At 69.9% G+C, this 23,371-nt stretch carries 28 protein-coding genes and 4 tRNA genes; 15 read left to right on the top strand and 17 right to left on the bottom strand.

The features are described 5' to 3' along the window. Window positions 1-11: 11 nt before the first annotated feature. From ACFIF2_RS08780 to ACFIF2_RS08830, 11 genes are all read right to left on the bottom strand, one after another. Window positions 12-458, bottom strand: a complete 447-nt coding sequence (locus tag ACFIF2_RS08780) for a hypothetical protein (protein ID WP_395571978.1) — start codon at window positions 456-458, stop codon at window positions 12-14. 15 nt (window positions 459-473) lie between these two features. After that, on the bottom strand, window positions 474-944 hold the full coding sequence (locus ACFIF2_RS08785; protein WP_395571979.1) for a hypothetical protein: 471 nt from the start codon (window positions 942-944) through the stop codon (window positions 474-476). Between the two features lie 207 nt (window positions 945-1,151). Beyond that, a complete protein-coding gene (locus ACFIF2_RS08790; RefSeq protein WP_395571980.1) occupies window positions 1,152-3,266 on the bottom strand; it encodes an FtsK/SpoIIIE domain-containing protein in 2,115 nt (704 codons plus the stop codon). A gap of 131 nt (window positions 3,267-3,397) precedes the next feature. Next, window positions 3,398-3,580, bottom strand: coding sequence for a pRL2-8 (locus ACFIF2_RS08795; protein ID WP_395571981.1), 183 nt, complete (start codon window positions 3,578-3,580; stop codon window positions 3,398-3,400). Beyond that, a complete protein-coding gene (locus tag ACFIF2_RS08800) occupies window positions 3,571-3,888 on the bottom strand; it encodes a hypothetical protein (protein ID WP_395571982.1) in 318 nt (105 codons plus the stop codon). Before ACFIF2_RS08800 ends, ACFIF2_RS08795 begins: the two co-directional genes overlap by 10 nt. A gap of 2 nt (window positions 3,889-3,890) precedes the next feature. Next, window positions 3,891-4,283 carry an RRQRL motif-containing zinc-binding protein gene (locus tag ACFIF2_RS08805; protein ID WP_395571983.1) on the bottom strand — a complete coding sequence of 131 codons (393 nt, stop codon included), beginning with the start codon at window positions 4,281-4,283 and terminating at the stop codon, window positions 3,891-3,893. Next, the gene (locus ACFIF2_RS08810; RefSeq protein ID WP_395571984.1) at window positions 4,283-5,407 is read right to left on the bottom strand and encodes a conjugal transfer protein; all 1,125 of its coding nucleotides are present in this window, start codon (window positions 5,405-5,407) and stop codon (window positions 4,283-4,285) included. Before ACFIF2_RS08810 ends, ACFIF2_RS08805 begins: the two co-directional genes overlap by 1 nt. Next, the gene (locus tag ACFIF2_RS08815; protein ID WP_395571985.1) at window positions 5,404-5,676 is read right to left on the bottom strand and encodes a DUF6303 family protein; all 273 of its coding nucleotides are present in this window, start codon (window positions 5,674-5,676) and stop codon (window positions 5,404-5,406) included. The genes ACFIF2_RS08810 and ACFIF2_RS08815 overlap by 4 nt, the downstream gene beginning before the upstream one ends. After that, window positions 5,673-5,936 carry a DUF6284 family protein gene (locus ACFIF2_RS08820; protein ID WP_395571986.1) on the bottom strand — a complete coding sequence of 88 codons (264 nt, stop codon included), beginning with the start codon at window positions 5,934-5,936 and terminating at the stop codon, window positions 5,673-5,675. The genes ACFIF2_RS08815 and ACFIF2_RS08820 overlap by 4 nt, the downstream gene beginning before the upstream one ends. A gap of 148 nt (window positions 5,937-6,084) precedes the next feature. Continuing rightward, window positions 6,085-6,465: an ATPase gene (locus tag ACFIF2_RS08825; RefSeq protein WP_395571987.1), complete on the bottom strand. Its 381-nt coding sequence runs from the start codon at window positions 6,463-6,465 to the stop codon at window positions 6,085-6,087. Window positions 6,466-6,549: 84 nt separating this feature from the next. Continuing rightward, window positions 6,550-6,726 carry a hypothetical protein gene (locus ACFIF2_RS08830; protein WP_395571988.1) on the bottom strand — a complete coding sequence of 59 codons (177 nt, stop codon included), beginning with the start codon at window positions 6,724-6,726 and terminating at the stop codon, window positions 6,550-6,552. 890 nt (window positions 6,727-7,616) lie between these two features. On the opposite strand from ACFIF2_RS08830, the gene ACFIF2_RS08835 reads away from it, so the two are divergent. Then, complete coding sequence (locus ACFIF2_RS08835; RefSeq protein WP_395572206.1) at window positions 7,617-8,624, top strand: XRE family transcriptional regulator; 1,008 nt, start codon at window positions 7,617-7,619, stop codon at window positions 8,622-8,624. Here the strand turns inward: ACFIF2_RS08835 and ACFIF2_RS08840 are convergent. Then, complete coding sequence (locus ACFIF2_RS08840) at window positions 8,611-9,396, bottom strand: NUDIX domain-containing protein (protein WP_395571989.1); 786 nt, start codon at window positions 9,394-9,396, stop codon at window positions 8,611-8,613. The genes ACFIF2_RS08835 and ACFIF2_RS08840 overlap by 14 nt on opposite strands. A 92-nt stretch (window positions 9,397-9,488) precedes the next feature. Further along, window positions 9,489-10,442 (bottom strand): hypothetical protein, encoded by a 954-nt coding sequence (locus ACFIF2_RS08845; RefSeq protein WP_395571990.1) that lies wholly within the window; start codon window positions 10,440-10,442, stop codon window positions 9,489-9,491. An 832-nt stretch (window positions 10,443-11,274) separates the two neighbouring features. On the opposite strand from ACFIF2_RS08845, the gene ACFIF2_RS08850 reads away from it, so the two are divergent. Both ACFIF2_RS08850 and ACFIF2_RS08855 read left to right on the top strand, forming a co-directional pair. Next, window positions 11,275-11,345: transfer RNA gene (locus tag ACFIF2_RS08850), tRNA-Tyr, on the top strand. A gap of 100 nt (window positions 11,346-11,445) precedes the next feature. Next, on the top strand, window positions 11,446-11,664 hold the full coding sequence (locus ACFIF2_RS08855; RefSeq protein ID WP_395571991.1) for a hypothetical protein: 219 nt from the start codon (window positions 11,446-11,448) through the stop codon (window positions 11,662-11,664). A 30-nt stretch (window positions 11,665-11,694) separates the two neighbouring features. On the opposite strand, the gene ACFIF2_RS08860 is transcribed toward ACFIF2_RS08855, so the two are convergent. Together ACFIF2_RS08860 and ACFIF2_RS08865 are read right to left on the bottom strand one after the other, a co-directional pair. Next, entirely contained in the window at window positions 11,695-12,351 is a 657-nt protein-coding gene (locus ACFIF2_RS08860) for an SDR family oxidoreductase (protein ID WP_395571992.1), read from the bottom strand. Between the two features lie 101 nt (window positions 12,352-12,452). After that, window positions 12,453-13,760 (bottom strand): hydrolase, encoded by a 1,308-nt coding sequence (locus ACFIF2_RS08865; protein WP_395571993.1) that lies wholly within the window; start codon window positions 13,758-13,760, stop codon window positions 12,453-12,455. Between the two features lie 212 nt (window positions 13,761-13,972). On the opposite strand from ACFIF2_RS08865, the gene ACFIF2_RS08870 reads away from it, so the two are divergent. The 9 genes from ACFIF2_RS08870 to ACFIF2_RS08910 all read left to right on the top strand — a co-directional run bounded on the left by ACFIF2_RS08870 (window position 13,973) and on the right by ACFIF2_RS08910 (window position 19,284). Further along, a tRNA-Thr gene (locus ACFIF2_RS08870) sits at window positions 13,973-14,045 on the top strand. Between the two features lie 46 nt (window positions 14,046-14,091). Continuing rightward, window positions 14,092-14,164: transfer RNA gene (locus ACFIF2_RS08875), tRNA-Met, on the top strand. A gap of 91 nt (window positions 14,165-14,255) precedes the next feature. Then, a complete protein-coding gene (rpmG, locus tag ACFIF2_RS08880) occupies window positions 14,256-14,420 on the top strand; it encodes a 50S ribosomal protein L33 (protein ID WP_003948671.1) in 165 nt (54 codons plus the stop codon). A gap of 90 nt (window positions 14,421-14,510) precedes the next feature. After that, window positions 14,511-14,963: a MaoC family dehydratase N-terminal domain-containing protein gene (locus ACFIF2_RS08885; protein WP_395571994.1), complete on the top strand. Its 453-nt coding sequence runs from the start codon at window positions 14,511-14,513 to the stop codon at window positions 14,961-14,963. Window positions 14,964-14,970: 7 nt separating this feature from the next. Continuing rightward, window positions 14,971-15,423 (top strand): MaoC family dehydratase, encoded by a 453-nt coding sequence (locus ACFIF2_RS08890; protein ID WP_395571995.1) that lies wholly within the window; start codon window positions 14,971-14,973, stop codon window positions 15,421-15,423. 124 nt (window positions 15,424-15,547) lie between these two features. Next, window positions 15,548-16,120: a TetR/AcrR family transcriptional regulator gene (locus ACFIF2_RS08895; protein ID WP_395571996.1), complete on the top strand. Its 573-nt coding sequence runs from the start codon at window positions 15,548-15,550 to the stop codon at window positions 16,118-16,120. A 145-nt stretch (window positions 16,121-16,265) separates the two neighbouring features. After that, window positions 16,266-17,726 carry an MFS transporter gene (locus ACFIF2_RS08900; RefSeq protein ID WP_395571997.1) on the top strand — a complete coding sequence of 487 codons (1,461 nt, stop codon included), beginning with the start codon at window positions 16,266-16,268 and terminating at the stop codon, window positions 17,724-17,726. Window positions 17,727-17,755: 29 nt separating this feature from the next. Next, window positions 17,756-18,136 carry a DUF3291 domain-containing protein gene (locus tag ACFIF2_RS08905; protein WP_395571998.1) on the top strand — a complete coding sequence of 127 codons (381 nt, stop codon included), beginning with the start codon at window positions 17,756-17,758 and terminating at the stop codon, window positions 18,134-18,136. Window positions 18,137-18,228: 92 nt separating this feature from the next. After that, window positions 18,229-19,284, top strand: a complete 1,056-nt coding sequence (locus ACFIF2_RS08910) for a UDP-N-acetylmuramate dehydrogenase (protein WP_395571999.1) — start codon at window positions 18,229-18,231, stop codon at window positions 19,282-19,284. Between the two features lie 12 nt (window positions 19,285-19,296). On the opposite strand, the gene ACFIF2_RS08915 is transcribed toward ACFIF2_RS08910, so the two are convergent. Both ACFIF2_RS08915 and ACFIF2_RS08920 read right to left on the bottom strand, forming a co-directional pair. Beyond that, window positions 19,297-20,334: an adenosine deaminase gene (locus ACFIF2_RS08915; protein WP_395572000.1), complete on the bottom strand. Its 1,038-nt coding sequence runs from the start codon at window positions 20,332-20,334 to the stop codon at window positions 19,297-19,299. A gap of 120 nt (window positions 20,335-20,454) precedes the next feature. Beyond that, window positions 20,455-21,681, bottom strand: a complete 1,227-nt coding sequence (locus tag ACFIF2_RS08920; protein WP_395572001.1) for a pyridoxal phosphate-dependent aminotransferase — start codon at window positions 21,679-21,681, stop codon at window positions 20,455-20,457. A 225-nt stretch (window positions 21,682-21,906) separates the two neighbouring features. Between ACFIF2_RS08920 and ACFIF2_RS08925 the strand changes: the two genes are divergently transcribed. From ACFIF2_RS08925 to nusG, 3 genes are all read left to right on the top strand, one after another. Next, window positions 21,907-21,979 (top strand) — tRNA-Trp (locus tag ACFIF2_RS08925). 108 nt (window positions 21,980-22,087) lie between these two features. After that, window positions 22,088-22,375: a preprotein translocase subunit SecE gene (secE, locus tag ACFIF2_RS08930; protein ID WP_395572002.1), complete on the top strand. Its 288-nt coding sequence runs from the start codon at window positions 22,088-22,090 to the stop codon at window positions 22,373-22,375. A gap of 80 nt (window positions 22,376-22,455) precedes the next feature. Further along, window positions 22,456-23,340 carry a transcription termination/antitermination protein NusG gene (nusG, locus tag ACFIF2_RS08935; protein WP_395572003.1) on the top strand — a complete coding sequence of 295 codons (885 nt, stop codon included), beginning with the start codon at window positions 22,456-22,458 and terminating at the stop codon, window positions 23,338-23,340. Window positions 23,341-23,371 lie beyond the last annotated feature (31 nt).

Genomic DNA, 23,371 nt, shown 5'->3' on the forward strand with positions numbered 1-23,371 from the left:
CCTCCAACAGGTCAGTTGATTGGCAGTTGGGCAAGGGCGGCCCCGCGACTTTGGCGAGACGGAGGGGCCGCCCTTGGTGTGTCCGTGCTGTGGGGACAGGGGATGCCGGTGCGGGGGCAGGTGATCAGGGCTCGTGCGATGTAGAGCCCGGTGGCCGACCAGTAGCCCCACACCACATCCGTGGCCCGATCGAGACAGCCACGGGCGTAGGCGAGTTGGACGCTCGCGGGCAGGTCCCGGGGGTTGCGGGGGAAGGCATCGAGTTCGGCCCGCAGCCACCCGTAGGCGTCCTGGCCGGTGTCGGGGGCGGGGTAGGTGGCGCGCAGGAGCCTGGCGGGTTTGAGCAGCCAGTGCCCGACGTGCATCGGGGGGAGGGGAAGGGCGGGCTTGCGGCGGTCGTTGTCCGGCGGCCGTTCCCTGCCGTTCCACGCGTAGGCGTGCCAGTGGAGCCCGGACATGCGTCCTGCCTCCGGTCAGTGGCGGAAGTGGTTGCGCTTGATCACGGCCTTGCGGATGTTCACCGTGGTCCCGCCCCGGTGGCCGCTCGCGCTGAAGATCTGTACGGCGATCCATCCGCCGAAGATCACGGCGGCGAGGGTGATCAGTTGGGTGATGAACGCGGTGAGTGCGGCGATGAACGAGGTGAGCAGGATCAGTCCGCCGCACACCGCGAGGAACCCGACGCCTCCCAGGGCGACGTTCACCGCCGCGCGGGAGACGGCCGGCTTGGCCGCGAGCGGCTCGGGGTGGGCGGGGCTGATGGCGTATCCGGTGACGACGCGGCCGTCCGGCAGGACGATGCTCGCCACCGCCGGACCCGTGCCCGGTTGGGCCGGTACGACCGGCGCCGACGCCGACGCCGGCACGGCGGGCGGGAGCGGGGTCGGGTGGTGGACTTCCACGGCCCGCTCGGCAGGCGGGTGCGGGGTGTGGTCGGGGTACATGTGGAATCCCTTCCGGCGCGTGGCCAGGGAGGCAGCGGCACCCCCTTCGGGGTGCCGTGTGGAGGGGTGTTTTGCGGGTCTGACCTGCGTGCCTCCCTGACTCCCTGAACGATCATTCGTGCAGGTCAGGGCCAGGGAGGTGGGGCAGGGAGGGGGTCAGGGAGTTCTCCCTGCCTCCCTGCCCTGCCGGGGGTCGGCTCCCTGCCGTCATTCGGCGGAAGCGGAACCCTCGTTGTCGCGGTCGGCGAGGGCGCCCAGGACGCGGCCACGGGCGACGCACATGACGCCGTCGGACTTGTACGGGCCGGCGCCGGCGTCGTCGAGGACGCGCTTGAGGTCGAGGAACGACCAGCCGCCGTAGGCGTCCGGGTTCCGCGCCGCGAGCCGCGCCAGCACGTCCTTCGTGCGCACCCGGAGCGCGTCGCCGACAACGGCGGCGATGTCGGCGAGCGGGTCGTGGTCCGTGCCCCGGTCGATGGCGTGCAGGGTGGTGACCCCGTCGCGCAGGGCCTTGGCCCGGTCGGTGATGGCCACGGCCGCGTCGTCGTCGATGTAGTGCGTGCGCACCGTGATGGACGACTGCCCCGCCGGGATCGTGATCCCGTCGGAGGCAACGACCAGGGTTCCCCGGTCCAGCCCGGGACGGAGCAGGTTCGGTGCCGCACCACCGTCGACGGCCTTGTCCCCGAGCGCCATGCGGGCCTGGGACTCGGTGCCGAGGGCGAGGGAGGCGCGGGTGTGAGCGCCCTCGCGCACCAGCTTGGGCAGGTTCTCGTTGGTCGGGTCCTGCGTGCCCTGCCACATCAGGACGTTGACCGCACGGCCCTGGTTGTGGATCTTCCGGACGGCCATGAAGTACCGGGAGTTGGCCTTCGAGCCGCCGTAGGGGCGCTTGTCGGCGTCCTTGGCCGGGCACATGAAGGCGACCTGCGCTTCGTCGACCAGCACGATCAGCGGCGGGAACACCGTGCCGGGCGGGGCCTGGATCCGGCGGTTCATCTCGTCGACCGCGCTCTCGACCATCTCGGTCACCTGGATCACGTGCTCATCCGTCGGACCCTGGATCAGCGTGTCGGCGAGGCCGTCGAACATGGCCCAGTCCCCGACGCCCTTGAGGTCGCCCATGAGGAACCGCACCGACTTGTCCAGCGCCAGCCACAGAGCCAGGGAGCGCAGGGCCACGGTCTTGCCCTGGTTCGACAGGCCCGTGATGAGCAGGTGGCGCTGGTAGAGGGACAGGGCGGCGGCGTCCCCGCGCAGGTCCTGACCCCACGGCGCCTTGCCCTTGGTGTAGTCGGCGGTCATCGTCTCGTCGGTGACCAGCGGGGACGGGCCGATCGGCTCATCCAGCGCGCCCGAGTCGGCGATCCACAGCCGCACCGTCCGCGCCGCCTGGGGGATGGTGATGAACACCTCGTGCTCGTGCCGGGTCAGGTTTTCGGCGAGCTTCCTGCGCTTGTTCTGGACCTCGTTCGTGGCCACCCCGGAGGGAAGCGTCACGTCGACTTCCACGCCGCATCCGGCGATGGTGATCGGCCCGAGCATCGAGGCGCCGGCGTCGCCCATCTCCTTGATGGCCCGGGCCAGGGCGGGCACTCCGAGGTCGCGCAGGGCCTTGACCACGATGGACGGGGTGATCGGCTCACCCTCACCCGACCGGACGTTCGCCGGGAGGGCCCAGGCGGGGGCGGCGTGCTGCTTGCGCCCGACCGACCACAGCGCCAGCAGCGCCAGGAACGGGCCGATCGTCAGCGCCGGTCCCCATACGATCTGCACGATCCGGATCAGCAGGGCGATGAAGTCGACCGTTGCCGCGAGCGGGGTGATGACGTCCCCGGCCTGGCCGGTGCTGATCGCCATCACGACCCCCAGGGCGACCAGGACACCGATGCTCATCCCGGCGCCGACGGCCACGCCCTTGGCCGCGTCGACCGGGGAGTGGAGCAGGTCCATGCGGCGGTGGTGGCGGGCGGCGCGGAAGCGCTGCAACCGCTCTTCCCACTCCTCGGCCGCTTCGAGGTTCCCCGCGGCTTCCGCCGCCCGGATCATCCGCTCGTACCGTGAGCCGGTACGGCCGTCCCACGCCCGGCGGGCCACGATCCGGCCCCCGTTGAGGGTGTAGAGGCCGTGCCGGGCCGTCGCACGGACAACCGTCTTCGTCCGCTCGTGCGTCACGGCCGTCTTCACCGCGCGTCCGGAGCGCACCCAGAGCGGCACGGGCCGCGCGGGCGGCGCGTCGGGCACGACCGTGAGCACGGTGGGGGCCGTGTCCGGGGTCGGGGGGTCGGTGGGCTTGTGGAGGTGGACGACGTTCTCAGACATGCTGGAAGTTCTCCTGACTGCCCCCAGCGGGGGCGGGAGTGAGGGAGAGAGCCGGGGTGGCCGGGTCCGTGGCAGGGACGGCCACCCCGGGGCAGCGCAGACGTGCGGGGAGCGTCACGCGGCGGGCGTGGTCACCACCAACGCGACTTCTTGGGCACGAGGTAGGGGTGGCCGTTGACCATGTGGTCAACGCACTGCGGGCAGTCCTCGCGCGGCTTGAGCTTGCGGTGAATGCTGCGGTCGTGGGCGTGCTGCCAGCACTGCGGGCACTCACCGGGCGGCGTCTCCAGCGGCTTGGCCACGCTCACCACCACCCCGACGACTTCTTGGCCGCCCTCGCGCGGGCCCCCTCGGTCATGAGCCTTTGCCGTTCGGCGTGCAGGGCGGTCAGTTCCGCGTTCAGCCGCGTCTCGGCCGCGTTGCCGGTGACGTCCATCCGGCGTTCCTCACGGCCGGCGCTGCGGCCCCGGGCGACCTTGTAGCCGCCGACGGCCAGTGCCCGGGCCATCGCCCGGCGCTCACTGCCGGTCAGCGGCCACCACTCACCCCGGCGGACCGCTTCCAACTTCTTCTCCGTCGACTGGATCGCGCGATCCAATCGGCGGATATCGGCGTTGCGCATGGTCAGACGCTCCTTTCCGGTCCGTACTGGTCGGGGAAGGCGCAGACGATGCACATGCCAAGGGAGGTCGGCAGGCAGTAGCCGTAGGTGACACCGCACTCCCGGCACGTGCGGCGGGCGAGCATCGCCAGCGCCAGCGCGCCCCACTTGCGCGACGTCATCGGCCGCACGGGCTTGGCCCGGTCCACGCGGTAGAGGTAGGCCACCCGGTCGGTACCGGCCCGGCGGTTGGACCGGATGACCTGTGCCACCACCTCCTGACCACCGGGCCGCAAGCCCTTGGCCCGGAGTTGCCGGCGCGTGGCCAAGCCGTCGGGGGCGTAGCGCCACGGGTAGGTCGGGATGCCGTACCGGGCGCCGTTCGGGTCGAAGCACTTGCCGAACGCGGTAGGCATCAGGCCACCGCCTCAGCCGCCGTAGCGGCGCGCTCGGCGAGCAGGGTGTCCCGCAGCGTCCGGGCGTTCGCCGGCGACGTGCGCACCGCGCGGCGGATGCCCTCGGCGGTCACCTTCGCGTCTGGCCAATCGGCCGTCACCTTGCGCGCTTCGGCGAGCAACTGATCCGGCGTGCGCTTGGGTCGAGTCGGCTTGGCCGCGTCCGGCACACGGCCGGTGGCGCGGCGCGGCCGGGTCGACTCCGCCGGCACGGTGCGCGCTTCGATCGAGGCGACCGGAGCGGGGTCGACCGGCGGGAGCGGCTTGAGGAGTGGAGTCGACTTGCCCAGGTCGACCGCGACCGGATCGGGCACGGTCAGCCGGGTCAGCGTCACCACCGGGTCCGGCGTCGATTCCGGCAGGTCAGCCATAGACCGTTTCGTATCGGTCTTGGTGGATTCCTCCGCATTCGCGACCGGGGTGGGATCGAGTCGGGTGCCGCCGAACATTGAGGCGAGGGCGGCGTCGGCGCCGGCGGTGACGCGGTCGCGCTGCACGTCCAGCAACCTCGATCCGAGCGCGGTGTCGCCGACGCCGACCTTGCGGGCCAGGCGCCACGACTTCCGCTCGGACCACTTCTTCACGCGGTCGCTGGGGTGTTGAGTGGCCCGGGCGCGGTGGTAGGCGAGGGCTTGCACCAGATCGGCGGTGCGGCGTTCGTTCTCCGCGTCGCGGCCGTCGGTGTGCACCACGATCCTGCGGGCCAGGAACGCCATGCCCTCGGCCGAGACGGACATGCCCATCGGGGTCAGGGCGTAGATCACGGTGCGGCCCGGATCGGGGGCGGCCATCGCGCCCATCACGGCGGCGGCGGCCGGCAGCGCCCACAGCCCGAGCCGGACGATGCGCGGGGACGACTGCCCGAGCATGGTCAGCCCGAGCAGGACCAGGGCGAGCACAGCGGTTGCACCCTCACCGGCGGCGAGCGCACCGAGCGCGGTGCCCTTGCCGTAGGCGTGGCCGATGTTGCTGTACGTGCCGATCCCGCCGAACACGCCCGTGGCCAGCATCGGCACGAACGCGGCGGCCAACACCCCGATCTGTACACGGGTCAGCTTCGCGCCGGTCGTCTCGGTGGCGCTCATGCCGCACCGTCCTTGCGCTGGACGTCCACGGACGCCAGCAGTTCAACGCGGTCCATGACCCCGGTGGAGCACTCCTGCCACTCCCACACGGCGCCGTCCGCGAGGACGTAACCGAGCTGAGCCAGAGCATCCACCCGTTCCTGCACGGTGGGGACCGGCCCGGTCCGCCCGAACGAGTGCTCGGGCCAGTCCAGGCTCAACCGGTCGGTGACGACGTACAGCTCCCACTCACCGTCGAAGCTGTTGGACAACCGCGCGCCGTACGTCATGCCGCACCCCCCGCCCGGCCAGCCGCGCGGTTGACCAGCGCGACGCGGGCGGCAAGGGCGCGGCGGCGGGCCCGGCGAATGCGGCGCTCGTCCAGCTCCGTCGGCGTGCGGTCGAGGGTGACGATGTGCGCGTCCAGCAGGTCGACGTCCGCGAGGATCACGGGCATCTCCTGCTCGATCGCGTCCAGCTCGGCGTTCGTCGGCTCCATGAAGTCGGCGAACGCGGTAACAGCGTCCTGAACGGTGACGATGTGGTTCATGGGTCGTGGTCTCCCTAGCAGGTGGAACGGCCCGAACAGAGCCCCCGGTGTTCGAGCACCGGGGGCTCACGCCGTTGAGAGGGGAAGGGGCCGCGCGCGGGAGCGGCGCGGCGGCGGGCCGCGTGAGTGCGGCCGGGGCGGGCAGTCGTCAGCGCTGGACGACGTCCTTGTCGATGTCGCGGTGGTGCACCTGCACGAGGTGCCCGGCGGCGCTCAGCCGCTCCGCCAGGACGCGGGCGAAGGTGGGGGCGCGGTGCCGTCCGCCAGCGCATCCGTCGGCGACGGTCACGGTTCCGGCGGACGGTCCGCAGGCGAACGCGGCGACGGCCGTCGCGGTCGCGTCCACCAGGGCCGTGATCCCGGGGGTGTTCAGCACCGCCGCCCGGACCGGGGCGTCGTCTGCGGTCATGTACCGCAGTTCCGGGGCCACGTGCGGGTCCCGGAAGTGGTGACGCAGGTCGATGGTCAGATGCGCGGTCGGCGGCGCGTCGTGCAGGTAGCCGAAGCTGACGATCTCGACAACAGCCATGAGGACTCCAGACGAAGTGACCGGTGATGCGCGCCCCGGCCGGGAGTCGAACCCGGCCTGCGACCATCGGGGCTGTGGAGCGGGTCAGCGGTTCCGGCGTTCCAGTTCACGAGCGATGTCGTTCTGCGCGTTGATCGCGCTGAGTGCGTTGTGGCCCCCGTTGCGCTCGCGAGTGATCAGGTCGTACTCACGCTGCAAGTCGTCGCTGCTGCGGTCCTGCATCTTGGACGCGGCAGGGGAAGGGCTCGTACGGAAACGCATATCGATCTCCCTTTGAGAGGTGAGTGACCCGCTGATCAGCGGGAGTGCCCCGGCCTGCTTTCGAGGCATAGGCCCGAGATCGGCCGGGCCGGGGCTGTAGCGGCTAGGCCGCTGAAGTCGGGTGCGTCATCGTCACTGCTCTGACGCCAGCAGGGCGGCCCACACCGGGCGGAACCCCAGATCAGGGGGTTTTCTCCGGAGCCGGTGGGTTTGACATTGCCGCCGACGACATCACCCGGTCGTCGCGGGGGCGGTCTCACTCTTGCCGCCACGTGCGTTGGGGCCCCGCTGTACTTCCCCACCACCCGGGACCGGGTGGCGCCTGCCAGGCGCGTAGGGGGAGAGCTTCGTCCATCGCGGTGGTTTGCCCCCGGACCCTCGCCCTAGGCACCTACCACAACCGCCGCTCTCGCGTCAGCCCCGCACGATCACTGTTCAGTTCTCAACCAATGCGCGCTCACTTCGTACTCACCCCCGCGAGAGCGGGTGCTTTCCTCCGGGCGCTGTCTTGCGCACCGTCATTCCAGGACCAGCCTGGAATCTGGTGCGCACCAACAGAGTGCATCTGGTGCGCACCAGTGTCAAGGTGGTTCGCTGAAGCGAGTGGCGATCCGGCCGCCTTGGTGCATCTCCAGAAGACCTCTAGAGGCAGGGGGTCCGGTAGCCAACAGGGCTTAACATGCGGCCTGTTAACCCCTGTTGACCTGCGGCAATGTGCGCCATGCTGGCAAGGTGGTGCGAGGGGAATCAACGCTGGGAGGTGGCCCGTGAGTACGGGACTTCGAAGCGCGCGGTCGGCGCGCGGGTGGTCGCAGGAACGCCTGATTCGCGAGATCGAGCAGTTCGCCCGGCGGAACCTCACGGATGTTGCGTCGACCGCAAGTCTCCGGGTGTACGTGTCCGAGTGGGAGAACGGCAAGCGCACCATCTCTGATCGGTACGCACGGATCCTGCGGCAGCTCCTCGGAGTCACGGACGCGGAGCTGAGGGACGCCGCGCCAGTGCCGGCGGCACCGTTTGCCGACGGTTACGACGACCTACTGAGCCGGATCGACTCGGCCAGCAGCGTCAGTGAGTCCATGGTCAAGACCTTCAACGACCAAACCGAGCTACTCCGTACCATGGACCGGCAGAGGGGCGCTGCGGCGCTGGTCGACCAGATGAGCGGTCACCTTGCCGCCCTGGAAGACGCGCTCAATTTCGCAGTACTACCCGCCACGCGTCGTCCCATCGCGCTCGCACTCGCCGGTGCGTCAACCCTCGCGGCGTGGCAGGCAATCGACTCGGGAGCCGTTGATCGGGCGTGGCGGCACTACGAACTCGCCAAGCGAGCAGCACGCGACGCTGAAGAGCCCATGTACCTAGCACACGCGATGGGCGAGCAAGCCTACGTGCTCTGTGAGGCGGGGCGGCCGGCGCTCGCTGTCGACCTCGTGCGAGACGCTCAGCGCACCGTCGGGCAATCCGGTTCCGCCCGGTTGCGGGCATGGCTCCACGCCGCCGAAGCGGAGATGTGCGCCCATGCTGGTATGCCGGACGACTGCCGGAGCGCGCTGGATGCTGCCATGGCCGTGATCCCGCCGGGCCCCGAGGACCGAGACCCGGACATGCTGAGCATCTTCCTGAATGGCGCTCATCTCACCCGGTGGCAGGGCAACGTGCTCGCCCTCCTCGGTGAAGAGTCGGCGGTCACCAGCCTCTACAGCGCGTTGGAGGTGATGGACCCCACCTTTGTGCGCGCCCGGAGCGGCCTGCATGCTGACCTGGCCCATGCGCACCTCACACGAGCTGAGTACGACGACGCCGGCAAGCACCTGCGGCAGGCGCGACTGTTGGCGAGCCGGACCGGTTCGGTCCGGCAGCGCCGCCGCGTCGACCTGCTCACTAAGCGGTTGTGAGTCCCTGAGTGCGTCGAGCCGCCAGGATGTGGAGCAGGGCGACCAGGGTTCCTGAGCCCAGCAGCTCACCGCGCGCCATGAGCCCGGGAATGTCCGTCAGCGGTACCCACTCGATGTGGCCAGCCTCTTCCAGGTCGGTCGGCTCACCAACCTTCTCAGCGCCGTTACCCACGAAGATTTCGTGAGGCGAGTCGACCATCCCGACCATGGGCTGATAGCTCACGACGTGTTTCAGAGACTTGGGACGCCACCCCGTCTCTTCGATGGTTTCCCGCAGCGCCGTGTCCGCCGGGTCCTCCCCCTGGTCGACAATGCCGCCAGGCAGCTCCCAGCCGAACTGTTTCGGGACGAAGCGGTACCGCCACATCATCAGAACCCGGTCCTGATCATCGATGACGGCCGTGACCGCCACGTGGTGGAGCCTCACGACGTGGTGTTCGAACCGCTTTACCCCCGGGGGCTCCACGTCCCAGAGCTGGAGTCTGACCCATCGGTTGTCGTACAAGTCCCGCTCGCCGTGAATACGCCAGGGTTCCAGCCCTTCCGGAGGCTGAACGCTCACCGTGCCCGGCACCCGATACGAACTCCGTCCACGCACCTCCAAGCGCCCTTCGGAGACGAGGCGGGCGAGCACCTGCCGTAGAGCTGTCCGGCCGATGCCAAGTTCTTCTACGAGCGTGCGTTCCGAGGGGAGCTTGTCCCCGGGGGCGTACCGGCCTGACGCGAGTCGCGTGCGGAGCGTCTCGTAAACCTTTGTCGTCTTCGGTCCCATCCGCGCAGCACTCTCCGTTCCGACGTGGTGCGTACCAGCGTAGCTGGGGAGGTCGCTGGGCCCACAGTCAACGTAGTCACTCAATCCCTCGGCTACCCTTCCGTAGATTTACGCTGACCGCTGATGGTGGATCCTGTAATGGAATGCTTCACGATGTCGTGCCAGACTTCTTGGATCCGAGCGGGCATCGCCTGAAGGAGAGTGCGCGTCCGTTCGACCTCTTGGCCTGACTGCAAGTCGAACGCCCGAGTCAGGATGGCGCGCATATCGTCGGGACTCACTTTGGCGGCGGCGTCGACTCTACGTAGTACCTGATCAGGTCCATATCCCAATCGGACGGCGAGGCTGCGTGAGTCGTTACTGCCTCCTCGCTCTTCAGGTGAGGTGGCCATGAGGTGATCTCGAAGAGAAGCCGCCGATTCCTGATGAAGTCGATCGCGTCTCACTTCGTCTAGTTCGCTTTGGAGAGCGGCGATTTTTGCTTGGGCTTCTGTCATCTGCTCTCGTGCAGCGGCGTGCTCCTGAGCTGCACGCTTGCGCGCCTCTTCGGCTGGGTGTGTCTCCTTCGTTGTGCTGATGTGTATTTCAGCCTTGGCTGTAGGTTCTTCCTTCTCTTCGGCGCTCTCAATCTGCCGTTCTAGCTGATCGCATCGCTCTTCTGCAAGAATGCGGGCACTCGTCGCTTCTTTTAGTTGCTTTTTGAGGACGTCTATTTCTGCCTGTAGCTGATCTCTCTCTCTGCGTAGATCTTCTGCTTCGGAGGTGAAAAGTTCGATCTCCGCCTTCGCTGCCTGTCGGTCGGCTGCCCTCACCGCGCGCAGCGCCTTTAGTTCCACATTTAGGTGGTCTACTTGCTGTTGTGACTCGTGCAGCGCCGCTCGCAATAGACGTTCCAGGGAGGCTGCTTCGCGCGCCTGTTCGTCTGCTTCTTCGAGTAGCCGTTGCAGATCTGTTGCCCTTCGGCTTCCCCCGCTGCTTCCAGCGGCACGCACATACAGTTGACGTAGAAGCGCCACTGTCTCATCGCTGGTCTGGCTCTCGCGCACCTCAGCTACGTGAGCCAGCAAGTTGACGATGAAGTTCCACGGCGGAACGCGTGTTCCTTTGAAGTACCGAGAAAGCGTTCCCGGATCCGTGTAGCAGCGAGCTGCATACCTCCGCATTGAAAGGCCCAGCGAATCGAAGAGCGTCCGCAATGCTTCAGCTAGCGCACGGTTCTCCTCGCTTGCCGACTCGCCGATCGGCTCTAGTGCCCCCACACTGCCCCTCCCCTGGTCGTTGCGTCGCTAGCAACACCCCCGTTGACGCTGGCGCAACACCGCATCCTACCTGTTCAGAGGCTCTAAAGCTCGTCTCTGCAAGTTGCTAGAACTGTGCAGTAAGGATGCCCGTTGCTGCAACGGCAACACCTGTGGACGTGTTGCCAACCGAGAGCAACACCGCTGTTGCGGCTTCTGCAACGCGCACCCCCCTAGGCAAGCTTGGGGTCGAACCTAACTCGGGTCCATGCCCGCTGAGGAAAGGCGAAAAGAGTGACTCCCCGAACGGATTCCTCGTACTCGAACATTGCTCGTCTCTTTGATTTTCTTGTATTCCTGGGGATTCTCTCCGTCATTCTCACCCTCGCCCACTGGGGAGTGGGAGTCGCCTCCATAGCTGCGATCGCTGCGCTCGCCGGTGTGTGTGGCCGCATCTGGGTGGCCATCAGCCGCCCCTCGGGAGCGTTCCGTAAGGACAAGGCACAACTTGCATGGGCTCCGGGGAAGTGGCAGGGCAGGGTTGAGACTGAGCGTCGCATGGAAGGCGATGCGGGAGAGTAGCTACCACGGTGGGGCATCTGAGGGGCAGGGAGCATGCCCTACATCGGAACCGCAGTTGAGCGCCCCGATAGCGCGCAGACTGTAAATCTGCCGGCTCAGCCTTCCCAGGTTCGAATCCTGGCGCCGCCACACGGGAACGAAAGCCCCGTGACCTGCCCGAACAGCAGGTCGCGGGGCTTTCGTCATGTCTGGCGTCCGGGGTGGTCCCGCCGCGGGGCAGACTGGTGGCATGGTCTCGTCCTCCCGCCGCAGGAACTGCCCCGAGTGCCGTCGCGAGATCGCCGTCGTAGCGGGGCGGTACGCCCGTCACGACCCGCCCGGCGCGCGGGAGAGCGGCGATCTCGTCTCCTGCCCGGGCTCACGCCGGTCGGCGCAACTGGGCGCGGCACAGCCGTCACTGGACGGCTATGTCGTCCCCGACTTCCCCGGGCAACTGCCCCTGTTCTGACCGCTCACCCCTGGCGTGCCCGCGCCGGTCTCAGTTCCCGGCCACCGACTTCACCGCCACCGACACGGGTGTCGAGCCGCCGATGAGTTCCAGGGTCAGGCCGTTCGTGGCCGGGGTGTCGACCAGTTCCGCCAGGACGGCGGCCACGTCGTCGCGCGGGACCGGGCCGCGCCCGGTGTGGGCCTCCAGGCGGACGAGGCCGGTGCCGGCGTCGTCCGTCAGCTGTCCGGGGCGCAGGATCGTCCAGTCCAGCCCGTCCAGCGTGCGCACGTAGGCGTCCGCCTCGCCCTTGGCGCGCAGGTAGACGTCGAAGATCTCGTCCCCCTGGTGTTTCGGGTCGGCTCCCATGGAGGACACGATCACGAAGCGACGCACGCCCGCCCGGACCGCCGCGTCGGCGAAGAGGGCCGCCGCCGCCTTGTCCACCGTGTCCTTGCGGGCCGCCCCGCTCCCGGGACCCGCGCCCGCCGCGAAGACCGCGGCGTCCGCGCCCCGCAGCCGCTCCGCGACCTCCTCGACGGAGGCCGACTCCAGGTCGAGCACGACCGGTTCGGCGCCGGCCGCGCGCAGATCGTCGGCCTGCTCGGCCTTGCGGATGATGCCCGCCACCTCGTCACCGCGCGCGGCGAGCAACCGCTCCAGCCGCAGCGCGATCTGACCATGACCACCAGCGATGACAATGCGCATGCTCTCGACCGTACGCCCCGACGGCCGCCCGCGCCGCACGACTTCGGCCGCGCTCCACCGGACGTCCGTACCGCCCCCCTCGGGTACGTCCTCAGCCCTGTTCAGGCATCGCCGCCGCCCCGGACACCAGCACCTCCGGCCTCCCCACGCCCCCCGGACCCGCCACGCCCCTGCCGAGGCAGCCCCAGGTCCGTCGTGGTCGTCGAGTCGCCGTACTCCCGTACCGCGCTGGTCCGCGCCACCACGCGCCCCCGGTGCACCACGATCCGGCTGTACGCCAGGGACAGCGCCCCCGCCAGCCGGTCCCCGCGCACCGCGAGCAGCTCGGCGGGAAAGCCCGCCTCCACCCGCACCCCGGGCAGACCCAGCGCCGCCCGTGCCGCCGTGCTCACCGTGTCGTACGCGTCCTCGGGACGCAGCCCGTGGCGTGAGGCGAGGAGGTACGCCGCCTCCAACGGGTCACCGCGCCCGACCGGGTTGGACACGTCCCGCAGCGCACCGCTCCCGGCGGCGACGCGTACGCCGGCCGCCCGCAGCAGTCGTACCGGAGCCGTGCCGTCGCGGTGGTCCAGGGCGCCGCAGGCGCCCTGCGGCAGGCACACCACCGTCACCCCGGCCGCCGCGAGCTGGTCCGCGGCCCGGGAGGCCACCTCGGCGGGCAGCCGGCCCAGGCCGTCACAGGGGCCGAGGGTCACCCCTGGGCGCAGCCCGCCCGCCATCGCCGCCAGCCGCGCGAGCCGCGCCGGGTCGGCCGCGTCCGTGTGCAGGTCGACCGGGCAGCCGTGCTCGGCGGCGACCTCCAGGACCGCCTCCACGTACCCCGCCGGGTCGGGGTCCAGGTCGGGGCAGCCGCCCACCACGTCCGCGCCCATCTTCACCGCGTCCCGCAGCATCGCCAGCCCGTCGGCCCCGGCCGCCCCGGTCAGCACCCTCGGCATCGCCACGGTGGTCAGCTCGGCCAGCCCGCGCAGCGAACGCCGGGCCCGGAGCACGCCGGTCAGCGCGCCCAGCCCCGGGACGTCGCCCACGCGTACGTGCGCCCGTACCGCGGTCGCCCCGTGTCCCAGCTGGAGCAGGGCGGCCTCCGTGACACGGCGCTGGACGTCGCGGGCGTCGAGGGAGACGGGACCGGGGGCGTCGGCCGTCAGCGCCGTGTCGCCGTGGACGTGGGGCTCGGCGGGGGCGGGCAGGAGGAGGTAGCCGCCGAGGTCCACGCGGGTGCCGGGGCCGGTCGTGCGGGCCGAGGCCAGGCTGCCGGCCGTGCCGACGGCCTCGATGCGCCCGCCGTGCAGCCGTACGTCCACGGTCCGGCCGTCGGTGAGGCGGGCCCCGGAGAGCAGGAGCGAGCCGCCGTCGGCGGGGCCCGAGGGGGAGGGCGAGTGGGGCGGCTGCGGCTGGCTGTCGGGCATCGCGCTCCTCTGGGCTCGGGACTGCGCAGTGGGGGACGCAAGATCACGCAGAGTGAGTCGAGCCTAGGACGGTGATCAACGCCTGGCGCGGAGGAGCGCAATAGTCGTACCGGTGCGGTCCGCCGCTCACGGCGTGGACGGACGGGCCTGGGCAGGGGCGACGAAACGGATTTGGGCGAACGGCGGGCGACCGTGTAATGTCTTCATCGCTCGCCCCAATAGCTCAGTCGGCAGAGCGTCTCCATGGTAAGGAGAAGGTCTACGGTTCGATTCCGTATTGGGGCTCTGGTGTGAGAGGTTCCCGCCGCGAGGCGGGGTCCGATCGCATCACAGCGGTGTAGCTCAGTCGGTAGAGCAAGCGGCTCATAATCGCTGTGTCACCGGTTCAAGTCCGGTCACCGCTACTTTCAGTAGCCGATTGCGGGGTCGGTCCTTCAATCGGCTACTCTTTTCTGCGTTAACACCATCAATCCGTTCGTCAAGGAGTGCACTCACGTGGCTGCCACCGACGTCCGCCCGAAGATCACGCTGGCCTGCGTGGAGTGCAAGGAGCGGAACTACATCACCAAGAAGAACCGGCGTAACAACCCGGACCGACTGGAGATGAAGAAGCACTGCCCGCGTTGCAACGCGCACACCGCGCACCGCGAAACGCGATAAACAAGGCTCGTACACGAGGCCGTCCCCGAAGTCTGGGGGCGGCCTCGTGTCGTTGTCGTCACCAGAAGAGCAGCAGGAGGTTGCCAGCCCATGGCGCTCGACCAGTCGTTCGTGGGGCGGACCTATCCGCCCACCGAGCCCTACGAGGTGGGCCGCGAGAAGATCCGCGAGTTCGCGGAAGCGGTGGGGGACGCCAACCCGGCGTACACGGACGCCGAGGCGGCGAAGGCGCTCGGTCACCCGGACGTGATCGCTCCGCCGACCTTCGTCTTCTCGATCACCTTCAAGGCGGCCGGACAGGTCGTCGCGGACCCGCAGCTCGGGCTGGACTACAGCCGGGTGGTGCACGGGGACCAGAAGTTCGCGTACGTCCGTCCGGTGCGGGCCGGGGACCGGCTCACGGTCACCTCGACCATCGAGGCGGTCAAGTCGATGGCGGGCAACGACATCCTGGACATTCGCGGTGAGGTCCACGACGAGGCCGGCGAGCACGTCGTGACCGCCTGGACCAAGCTCGTGGCCCGCGCGGCCGAGGAGGCGTGAGCATCCCATGACGGATTCCGTGACCCGCCCCACGGCGGCGAAGATCGCGTACGACGACGTCGAGGTCGGCACCGAGCTGCCCGCGCAGACCTTCCCCGTGAACCGCGCCACGCTGGTGCGGTACGCGGGTGCCTCGGGCGACTTCAACCCGATCCACTGGAACGAGAAGTTCGCCAAGGAGGTGGGCCTGCCGGACGTCATCGCGCACGGCATGTTCACCATGGCCGAGGCGATCCGCGTGGTCACCGACTGGACCGGCGACCCCGGCTCGGTCGTGGAGTACGGCGTCCGCTTCACCCGGCCCGTCGTCGTCCCGAACGACGACCAGGGCGCGGTGATCGAGGTCAGCGGCAAGGTCGCGGCCAAGCTCGACGACCACACCGTCCGCGTCGACCTCACGGCCACCAGTGGCGGACAGAAGGTGCTGGGGATGTCCCGGGCGGTCGTCCGTCTCGGCTGAGCGAACGCGATGTGGGTGAAGCACGTGTGTAAGGGGCGCCTCCACTGCGAGGCGCCCCTTACACATGTCGCCCTGCCTCGCGACCCCCTTGACCAAGTTAGTGATTGAGTACTAACTTTCTCGTATGGTCAGGATGAGCGCGGAGGAGCGACGCGAGAGCGTCATCCGGGCGGCGACGAGCGAGTTCGCCCGGGGTGGCTACTACGGCACCTCCACCGAGGCCATCGCCAAGCGGGTGGGGGTCTCCCAGCCGTACCTCTTCCGGCTCTTCCCGGGCAAGAAGGCGATCTTCCTCGCCGTGGCGGAACGCTGTCTGCGGGACATGCGCAAGGTCTTCGAGGCGGCATCCGAGGGTCTGCACGGCGAAGAGGCCCTGCAGGCCATGGCCGAGGCCTACACGCGGCTGATCTCCGAGCAGCCCGAGAAGCTCCAGATGCAGTTGCAGGTGTACGTCACGGTCGCGGCGGCGGAGGCCGCGGGGGAGCACGAGTTCGGCGAGATGGTCCGCAAGGGCTGGCTGGAGCTCTGGGACGCCGTTCACCTGCCCCTCGGCGGCGACGTCAACGAGACGACGACCTTCATGGCGTACGGCATGCTCATCAACACCCTGGCCGGGATGGGCTTCCCGCCCGAGCACCGGATCTGGGACGGGCTCCACCTCTCGGCGCGGGTCAAGCGCGCCGAGGGCGACAGCTAGACAGCGGACACCACCCAGCACACGGCACACAGCACGACGACCGGACACGGGCGGGCGCCTGTCGTGAGGTGCCGCATGCCCGCTGAAGTTAGTAATTGATCACTAACCCGTTGATCGCGACACGCGCACACCCTCTGGGGGAGAGATGTCACAGCAGATCGCACGACGCGGGGGAGCAGGCTGGGCCCTCGTCATCACCAGCGTCGCCGGATTCATGGCGGCCCTCGACAACCTCGTCGTCACCACCGCGCTGCCCTCGATCCGGGCGGACCTGGGCGGCGGACTGCACGACCTGGAATGGACGGTGAGCGCCTACACGCTCACCTTCGCCGTCCTCCTGATGTTCGGTGCCGCCCTCGGCGACCGCTTCGGCCGCCGCAGGCTCTTCCTCGTCGGCCTCACCGTCTTCACCGGCGCCTCGGCCGCCGCGGCCATGGCGCCCGGCATCGACTCGCTCATCGCCGCCCGCGCGGTGCAGGGCGTCGGCGCGGCGATCATGATGCCGTTGACGCTGACCCTGCTGACGGCCGCCGTGCCCGCCGAACGGCGCGGGATGGCGTACGGCATCTGGGGCGCCGTCAACGGGCTCGCCGTGGCGTCCGGCCCTCTGGTCGGCGGCAGCCTCACCGAGCACGTGTCCTGGCAGTGGATCTTCTGGCTGAACGTTCCGCTGGGCCTCGCCCTGCTGCCGCTCGCCCGTCTCCGCCTGCGCGAGTCGCACGGCACCGGCGCCCCGCTCGACGTACCCGGCACGCTGCTCGCCAGCGGCGGGCTCTTCGGCATCGTCTACGGCCTGGTCCGCGGGCCCGTCGACGGCTGGACCGGCGCCGTGGTGCTGACCGCCCTGTTCGCCGGGGCCGCGCTGCTGGCCGGCTTCGTCCTCTACAGCACCCGCGCCGCGAACCCCATGCTCCCCATGCGCCTGTTCCGGTCCCGCGCCTTCGCCGGCATCAACGCGGCGAGCCTGCTGATGTTCCTCGGGATGTTCGGCTCGATCTTCCTGCTCAGCCAGTACATGCAGGGCGTGCTCGGCTACTCGCCCACCGAGGCGGGCCTGCGCATGCTGCCCTGGACCGGCATGCCGATGCTGGTCGCGCCGATCGCCGGCATCCTCTCGGACCGGATCGGAGGGCGCCCGGTCGTCGCCGCCGGACTCTTCCTCCAGGCCGCCGGCCTCGGCTACCTCGCCTCCGTGATCACCGCCGACGCCACCTACGCCGTCCAGCTGCCCGGCCTGATCCTCAGCGGAATCGGCATGGCCCTGTTCTTCGCCCCCGCCTCCGCCCTGGTGATGTCCAGCGTCATCGCGAAGGAGCAGGGCATCGCCTCGGGCGCCAACAACGCGCTGCGCGAGGTGGGCGGCGCGCTCGGCATCGCGGTCATGGGGTCGATCTTCGCCGCCCAGGGCGGCTACGAGTCCGGACAGGCCTTCGTCGACGGCCTGCGGCCCGCGGTGGCGGTGGGCGCCGGGATCGTGGCCCTCGGAGGCGTCGCGACCCTGCTGATACCGCGCCGCCGCCGGGACGACCGGACGCCCCCGGACGGCCGGGCGGCGGATCGGAAGGCCGGACCCGCGCTCGCCGCCCCCGCGGCGACCCCCCGCTGAACGCCGACGAGCCCGGAAAGGAGCGCGACATGCCCACCCTCCCCTGGACCACGGCCGGGCGGCCGCCTCGCACCACCGAGGTCCACGTCTTCGCCTCCCGGTTCGAGACCCGCACCCTGTGGGGAGCGCTTGCGTTCCTGGCCCGCACGCCGGGCGTGTGGCGGCAGGTCAGGGGCGCGCCCGGAGCGTACGGGGCGTCCCTGAAGGCGGAGCCCTTCAAGCGGACCTTCTGGACGCTGTCCGCCTGGGAGTCGCCCGAGGCCCTCAGGGCCTTCGCCCGCTCCGGCGCCCACGCGCCGGCCTCCCGCAAGCTGTCCGCGCAGATGCGGGACGCGAAGTTCACCACCTGGACCGTGACGAGCGAGGAACTGCCGGTGAGCTGGGCGGAGGTACGGCGGCGCCTGGCCTGAGGACCCGCCCGAGGAAAGGAACGCCCCGGCCGACCGGCTGGGGCGTTTCCCGTCGCGCGGCACTGTCGGTGCCGTCTCGTAGTCTTGAGCCCGTGCAGGAACTCCACGACGCTCCCCTCGCCCCGCTGACCACCTTCCGACTGGGCGGACCGGCGACCCGCCTGATCACGGCCACCACCGACGCCGAGGTGATCGCCGCCGTCCGCGAGGCCGACGACAGTGGCACCCCGCTGCTGCTCATCGGCGGCGGTTCCAACCTCGTCATCGGCGACAAGGGCTTCGACGGCACCGCCCTGCACATCGCCACCCGCGGCCTCTCCCTCGATGGGACGACGCTGGAGCTGGCGGCCGGCGAGATCTGGACCGACGCCGTCGCCCGCACCGTCGAGGCCGGACTCGCCGGCGTCGAGTGCCTGGCCGGCATCCCCGGCTCGGCGGGCGCCACCCCCATCCAGAACGTGGGCGCGTACGGCCAGGAGGTCTCCGCCACGATCACCGAGGTCGTCGCGTACGACCGCAGGGCCGGCGGGACGGTGACCCTCACCAACGCCGACTGCGCGTTCTCCTACCGCCACAGCCGCTTCAAGGCCGAGCCCGAGCGCTACGTCGTCCTGCGCGTCCGCTTCGCGCTGGAGGACGCCGGCGGACTCTCCGCGCCCCTGCGCTACGCCGAGACGGCCCGCGCCCTCGGTGTGGCGGCGGGGGAGCGGGTGCCGCTGGCCCACGCCCGCGACACCGTGCTCGCGCTGCGGGCGGGCAAGGGCATGGTCCTGGACCCCGAGGACCACGACACCTGGTCGGCCGGGTCGTTCTTCACCAACCCGATCCTCACCGACGAGGAGTTCACCGCGTTCCGCGCGCGGGTGTCCGAGCGCCTGGGCGACGCCGTGGAGCCGCCCGCCTTCCCCGCCGGAGAGGGCCGTATCAAGACCTCCGCCGCCTGGCTGATCGACAAGGCGGGCTTCACCAAGGGCTACGGCACGGGACCCGCCCGCATCTCCACCAAGCACACCCTCGCCCTCACCAACCGCGGCGAGGCGACCACGGAGGACCTGCTCGCCCTCGCCCGCGAGGTCGTCGCCGGCGTCCACGAGGCCTTCGGCGTGACGCTGGTCAACGAACCGGTGACGGTGGGCGTCAGCCTCTGACAGGAGCGGGAGCTAGACGGCTGTCGTCAGCCAGTCGTCGACGCCCGTCAGCAGTCGCGCCTTCACGTCCTCCGGCGCGGCCGACCCCCGTACCGACTGGCGGGCCAGTTCCGCCAGCTCCGCGTCCGTGAACCTGTGGTGGTCCCGGGCGATCTCGTACTGAGCGGCCAGCCGCGAACCGAAGAGCAACGGGTCGTCCGCGCCCAGCGCCATCGGCACCCCCGCCTCGAACAGCGTCCGCAACGGCACGTCCTCGGGCTTCTCGTACACCCCCAGGGCGACGTTCGACGCCGGGCACACCTCGCACGTCACCTGCCGGTCGGCGAGCCGCTTCAGCAGCCGCGGATCCTCCGCCGCCCGCACCCCGTGCCCGATCCGGTCCGCGTCCAGGTCGTCCAGGCAGTCCCGCACCGACGCCGGCCCGGTCAGCTCACCCCCGTGCGGAGCCGACAGCAGCCCGCCCTCCCGCGCGATCGCGAACGCCCGGTCGAAGTCCCGCGCCATGCCCCGCCGCTCGTCGTTCGACAACCCGAACCCGACGACCCCCCGGTCCGCGTACCGCACCGCCAGCCGCGCCAGCGTCCGCGCGTCCAGCGGGTGCTTCATCCGGTTCGCGGCCACCAGTACCCGCATCCCGATCCCGGTGTCCCGCACGGTCGTCTCCACCGCGTCCAGGATGACCTCCAGTGCCGGGATCAGCCCGCCCAGCCGCGGCGCGTACGACGTCGGGTCCACCTGGATCTCCAGCCACCCCGACCCGTCCCGCACATCCTCCTCCGCGGCCTCCCGCACCAGCCGCTGGATGTCCTCCGGCTCCTGGAGGCACGACCGCGCCGCGTCGTACAGCCGCTGGAAGCGGAACCAGCCCCGCTCGTCCGTCGCCCGCAGCTTCGGCGACTCCCCGCGCTCCAGCGCCTCGGTCAGCGAATCGGGCAGCCGCACACCGTGCTTGTCGGCCAGTTCCAGCAGGGTCGCGGGCCGCATCGACCCGGTGAAGTGCAGGTGGAGATGGGCCTTCGGCAGCTCAGAGAGATCACGTACACGCTCCATTCCGTGATCCTGCCGCACGACACACCCGGCGGGACAGCACTTTCCCCGTACGTGGTCTTGCTCGCACAAACAAACAGGGCTCCCCGGAACGTTCCGGGGAGCCCTGCCGGGGAAGCGCGGTCAGCCCCGCGCCTCCGCCAGCAGCTTCTGGATCCGGCTCACGCCCTCGACGAGGTCCTCGTCCCCGAGCGCGTACGACAGCCGCAGGTAGCCGGGCGTGCCGAACGCCTCACCCGGCACCACCGCGACCTCGGCCTCCTCCAGGATCAGCGCGGCCAGCTCGACCGTGTCCTGGGGACGCTTGCCCCGGATCTCCTTGCCGAGCAGCCCCTTCACCGACGGGTAGGCGTAGAACGCGCCCTCCGGCTCCGGGCACAGCACGCCGTCGATCTCGTTGAGCATCCGCACGATCGTCCTGCGGCGCCGGTCGAACGCCTCCCGCATCTTCGCCACGGCGTCCAGGTCGCCGGAGACCGCGGCCAGCGCCGCCGCCTGGGCCACGTTGGACACGTTGGACGTGGCGTGAGACTGGAGGTTCGTCGCGGCCTTGACGACGTCCTTCGGGCCGATGACCCACCCGACCCGCCAGCCGGTCATCGCGTACGTCTTGGCGACACCGTTGACCACGATGCACTTGTCGCGCAGCTCGGGCAGCAGCGCCGGCAGCGACACCGAGAAGGCGTCGCCGTACACGAGGTGCTCGTAGATCTCGTCGGTCAGCACCCACAGGCCGTGCTCGACGGCCCACTGGCCGATCGCCTCGGTCTGGGCCTCGCTGTACACGGCGCCGGTCGGGTTCGACGGCGACACGAACAGGACGACCTTGGTCTTCTCGGTGCGCGCGGCCTCCAGCTGCTCCACGCTCACCCGGTAGCCGGTCGTCTCGTCGGCGACGACCTCGACCGGGACACCGCCGGCCAGCCGGATCGACTCGGGGTACGTCGTCCAGTACGGCGCCGGGACGATGACCTCATCGCCCGGGTCGAGGATCGCGGCGAACGCCTCGTAGATGGCCTGCTTGCCGCCGTTGGTGACCAGGATCTGCGACGGGTCGACCTCGTAGCCGGAGTCGCGCAGCGTCTTGGCGGCGATCGCGGCCTTCAGCTCCGGCAGCCCGCCGGCCGGGGTGTAGCGGTGGAACTTGGGGTTCTTGCACGCCTCGACGGCGGCCTCGACGATGTAGTCCGGCGTCGGGAAGTCGGGCTCACCGGCGCCGAAGCCGATCACCGGACGTCCGGCGGCCTTGAGGGCCTTGGCCTTGGCGTCCACGGCGAGGGTGGCGGACTCGGAGATCGCACCGATCCGGGCGGAGACCCGGCGCTCGGTGGGAGGGGTTGCAGCGCTCATGCGCCCATCGTTCCAGACCGGAAACTTCCCGGGCACAGGGGTTTCACGGACTGAACAGGACCGGCACCGGACCGGGCGCGGGCCTGAACACCAGTCCGGACGTCCTTTCTGTTCGACGCCCGGCCGTTGAGCACGTACACTCTCACCTCGTTGGCCTTCACCGGCCCGCAGTCACCCGGTGCACACCGAGCATCCGGGCGGATGCGGTACGTTGGGGACACACAAAGGGTCGTAGCTCAATTGGTAGAGCACTGGTCTCCAAAACCAGCGGTTGGGGGTTCAAGTCCCTCCGGCCCTGCTACACACACCTTCGCCAGGATGTGTGCGCATGTACGTACAGCAATGCACCGCCGTGCGGCTCAGACCGGGCGCGGCACGGCCACGACCCGGAATCAGGTGAGGACGAGTGACGGACGCCGTGGGCTCCATCGACATGCCTGATGCCGAGGACGAGGCTCCGGACTCCAAGAAGAAGTCCCGCAAGGGCGGCAAGCGCGCCAAGAAGGGCCCGCTGAAGCGCCTCGCGCTCTTCTACCGCCAGATCGTCGCGGAACTCCGCAAGGTCGTCTGGCCGAGCCGGAACCAGCTGTCGACGTACACCACCGTGGTGATCATCTTCGTGGTCATCATGATCGGCCTGGTGACTCTGATTGACTATGGCTTCTCTCACGCCGCCAAGTACGTCTTCGGCTGAGTCGAGAGCGAAGGGCGCCGAGGTACCCGGCGCCCCTTTCGCGTGTTCCACCCCTATGTATCCAGGAAGAAGCAGCCACCGTGTCTGACCCGAACGTGAACGACGCCATCGAGCCGGTCGAGTCCGTCGAGGACGAGCTCGGCACCGTCGAGGGCGCCGACAACGAGGACACCCAGGCCTCCGCCGAGGCCGAGGCTGCCGACGACGCCGTCGCCGAGGACGAGACCGTCGAAGACGAGTCCACCGAGGACGAGGTCCAGGACGACGAGTCCGCCGAGGACGGGACGGCCGAGGACGAGACCGCCGAGCAGGCGGACGAGGCCGAGGAGTCCGAGCCCGAGCCCGAGCTGGACCCGATCGAGAAGCTCCGCCAGGAGCTGCGCGTCCTCCCCGGCGAGTGGTACGTCATCCACACCTACGCCGGTTACGAGAACCGCGTGAAGACCAACCTGGAGCAGCGCGCCGTCTCGCTCAACGTCGAGGACTACATCTTCCAGGCCGAGGTGCCGCAGGAAGAGGTCGTCCAGATCAAGAACGGCGACCGCAAGACGATCCGCCAGAACAAGCTGCCGGGTTACGTGCTGGTCCGCATGGACCTGACCAACGAGTCCTGGGGCGTCGTCCGCAACACCCCCGGCGTCACCGGCTTCGTCGGCAACGCCTACGACCCGTACCCGCTGACGCTGGACGAGATCGTCAAGATGCTCGCCCCGGAGGCCGAGGAGAAGGCCGCCCGCGAGGCCGCCGAGGCCGAGGGCAAGCCGGCTCCGCAGCGCAAGGTCGAGGTCCAGGTGCTGGACTTCGAGGTCGGCGACTCGGTCACCGTCACCGACGGCCCGTTCGCCACGCTCCAGGCCACGATCAACGAGATCAACGCCGACTCGAAGAAGGTCAAGGGCCTCGTCGAGATCTTCGGCCGCGAGACCCCGGTCGAGCTGAGCTTCGACCAGATCCAGAAGAACTAGCCCCCTCAGGGCCGGTTCCCTCTGGGCCGAC

This window comes from Streptomyces sp. BK79 (assembly GCF_044142145.1).
In the GTDB taxonomy this organism is placed as follows: domain Bacteria; phylum Actinomycetota; class Actinomycetes; order Streptomycetales; family Streptomycetaceae; genus Streptomyces.

What these genes read in the sequence shown, in the direction of transcription:
- ACFIF2_RS08805 (WP_395571983.1), bottom strand. Translation starts at nt 4,283, where the DNA reads ATGCCTACCGCGTTCGGCAAGTGCTTCGACCCGAACGGCGCCCGGTAC.
- ACFIF2_RS08900 (WP_395571997.1), top strand. Translation starts at nt 16,266, where the DNA reads ATGTCACAGCAGATCGCACGACGCGGGGGAGCAGGCTGGGCCCTCGTC.
- ACFIF2_RS08785 (WP_395571979.1), bottom strand. Translation starts at nt 944, where the DNA reads ATGTACCCCGACCACACCCCGCACCCGCCTGCCGAGCGGGCCGTGGAA.
- ACFIF2_RS08830 (WP_395571988.1), bottom strand. Translation starts at nt 6,726, where the DNA reads ATGCGTTTCCGTACGAGCCCTTCCCCTGCCGCGTCCAAGATGCAGGAC.
- ACFIF2_RS08810 (WP_395571984.1), bottom strand. Translation starts at nt 5,407, where the DNA reads ATGAGCGCCACCGAGACGACCGGCGCGAAGCTGACCCGTGTACAGATC.
- ACFIF2_RS08780 (WP_395571978.1), bottom strand. Translation starts at nt 458, where the DNA reads ATGTCCGGGCTCCACTGGCACGCCTACGCGTGGAACGGCAGGGAACGG.
- ACFIF2_RS08815 (WP_395571985.1), bottom strand. Translation starts at nt 5,676, where the DNA reads ATGACGTACGGCGCGCGGTTGTCCAACAGCTTCGACGGTGAGTGGGAG.
- ACFIF2_RS08790 (WP_395571980.1), bottom strand. Translation starts at nt 3,266, where the DNA reads ATGTCTGAGAACGTCGTCCACCTCCACAAGCCCACCGACCCCCCGACC.
- ACFIF2_RS08920 (WP_395572001.1), bottom strand. Translation starts at nt 21,681, where the DNA reads ATGAGCGCTGCAACCCCTCCCACCGAGCGCCGGGTCTCCGCCCGGATC.
- ACFIF2_RS08865 (WP_395571993.1), bottom strand. Translation starts at nt 13,760, where the DNA reads ATGCCCGACAGCCAGCCGCAGCCGCCCCACTCGCCCTCCCCCTCGGGC.
- ACFIF2_RS08915 (WP_395572000.1), bottom strand. Translation starts at nt 20,334, where the DNA reads ATGGAGCGTGTACGTGATCTCTCTGAGCTGCCGAAGGCCCATCTCCAC.
- ACFIF2_RS08825 (WP_395571987.1), bottom strand. Translation starts at nt 6,465, where the DNA reads ATGGCTGTTGTCGAGATCGTCAGCTTCGGCTACCTGCACGACGCGCCG.
- ACFIF2_RS08840 (WP_395571989.1), bottom strand. Translation starts at nt 9,396, where the DNA reads ATGGGACCGAAGACGACAAAGGTTTACGAGACGCTCCGCACGCGACTC.
- ACFIF2_RS08860 (WP_395571992.1), bottom strand. Translation starts at nt 12,351, where the DNA reads ATGCGCATTGTCATCGCTGGTGGTCATGGTCAGATCGCGCTGCGGCTG.
- ACFIF2_RS08855 (WP_395571991.1), top strand. Translation starts at nt 11,446, where the DNA reads ATGGTCTCGTCCTCCCGCCGCAGGAACTGCCCCGAGTGCCGTCGCGAG.
- ACFIF2_RS08905 (WP_395571998.1), top strand. Translation starts at nt 17,756, where the DNA reads ATGCCCACCCTCCCCTGGACCACGGCCGGGCGGCCGCCTCGCACCACC.
- ACFIF2_RS08890 (WP_395571995.1), top strand. Translation starts at nt 14,971, where the DNA reads ATGACGGATTCCGTGACCCGCCCCACGGCGGCGAAGATCGCGTACGAC.
- ACFIF2_RS08885 (WP_395571994.1), top strand. Translation starts at nt 14,511, where the DNA reads ATGGCGCTCGACCAGTCGTTCGTGGGGCGGACCTATCCGCCCACCGAG.
- ACFIF2_RS08800 (WP_395571982.1), bottom strand. Translation starts at nt 3,888, where the DNA reads ATGCGCAACGCCGATATCCGCCGATTGGATCGCGCGATCCAGTCGACG.
- ACFIF2_RS08895 (WP_395571996.1), top strand. Translation starts at nt 15,548, where the DNA reads ATGGTCAGGATGAGCGCGGAGGAGCGACGCGAGAGCGTCATCCGGGCG.
- ACFIF2_RS08820 (WP_395571986.1), bottom strand. Translation starts at nt 5,936, where the DNA reads ATGAACCACATCGTCACCGTTCAGGACGCTGTTACCGCGTTCGCCGAC.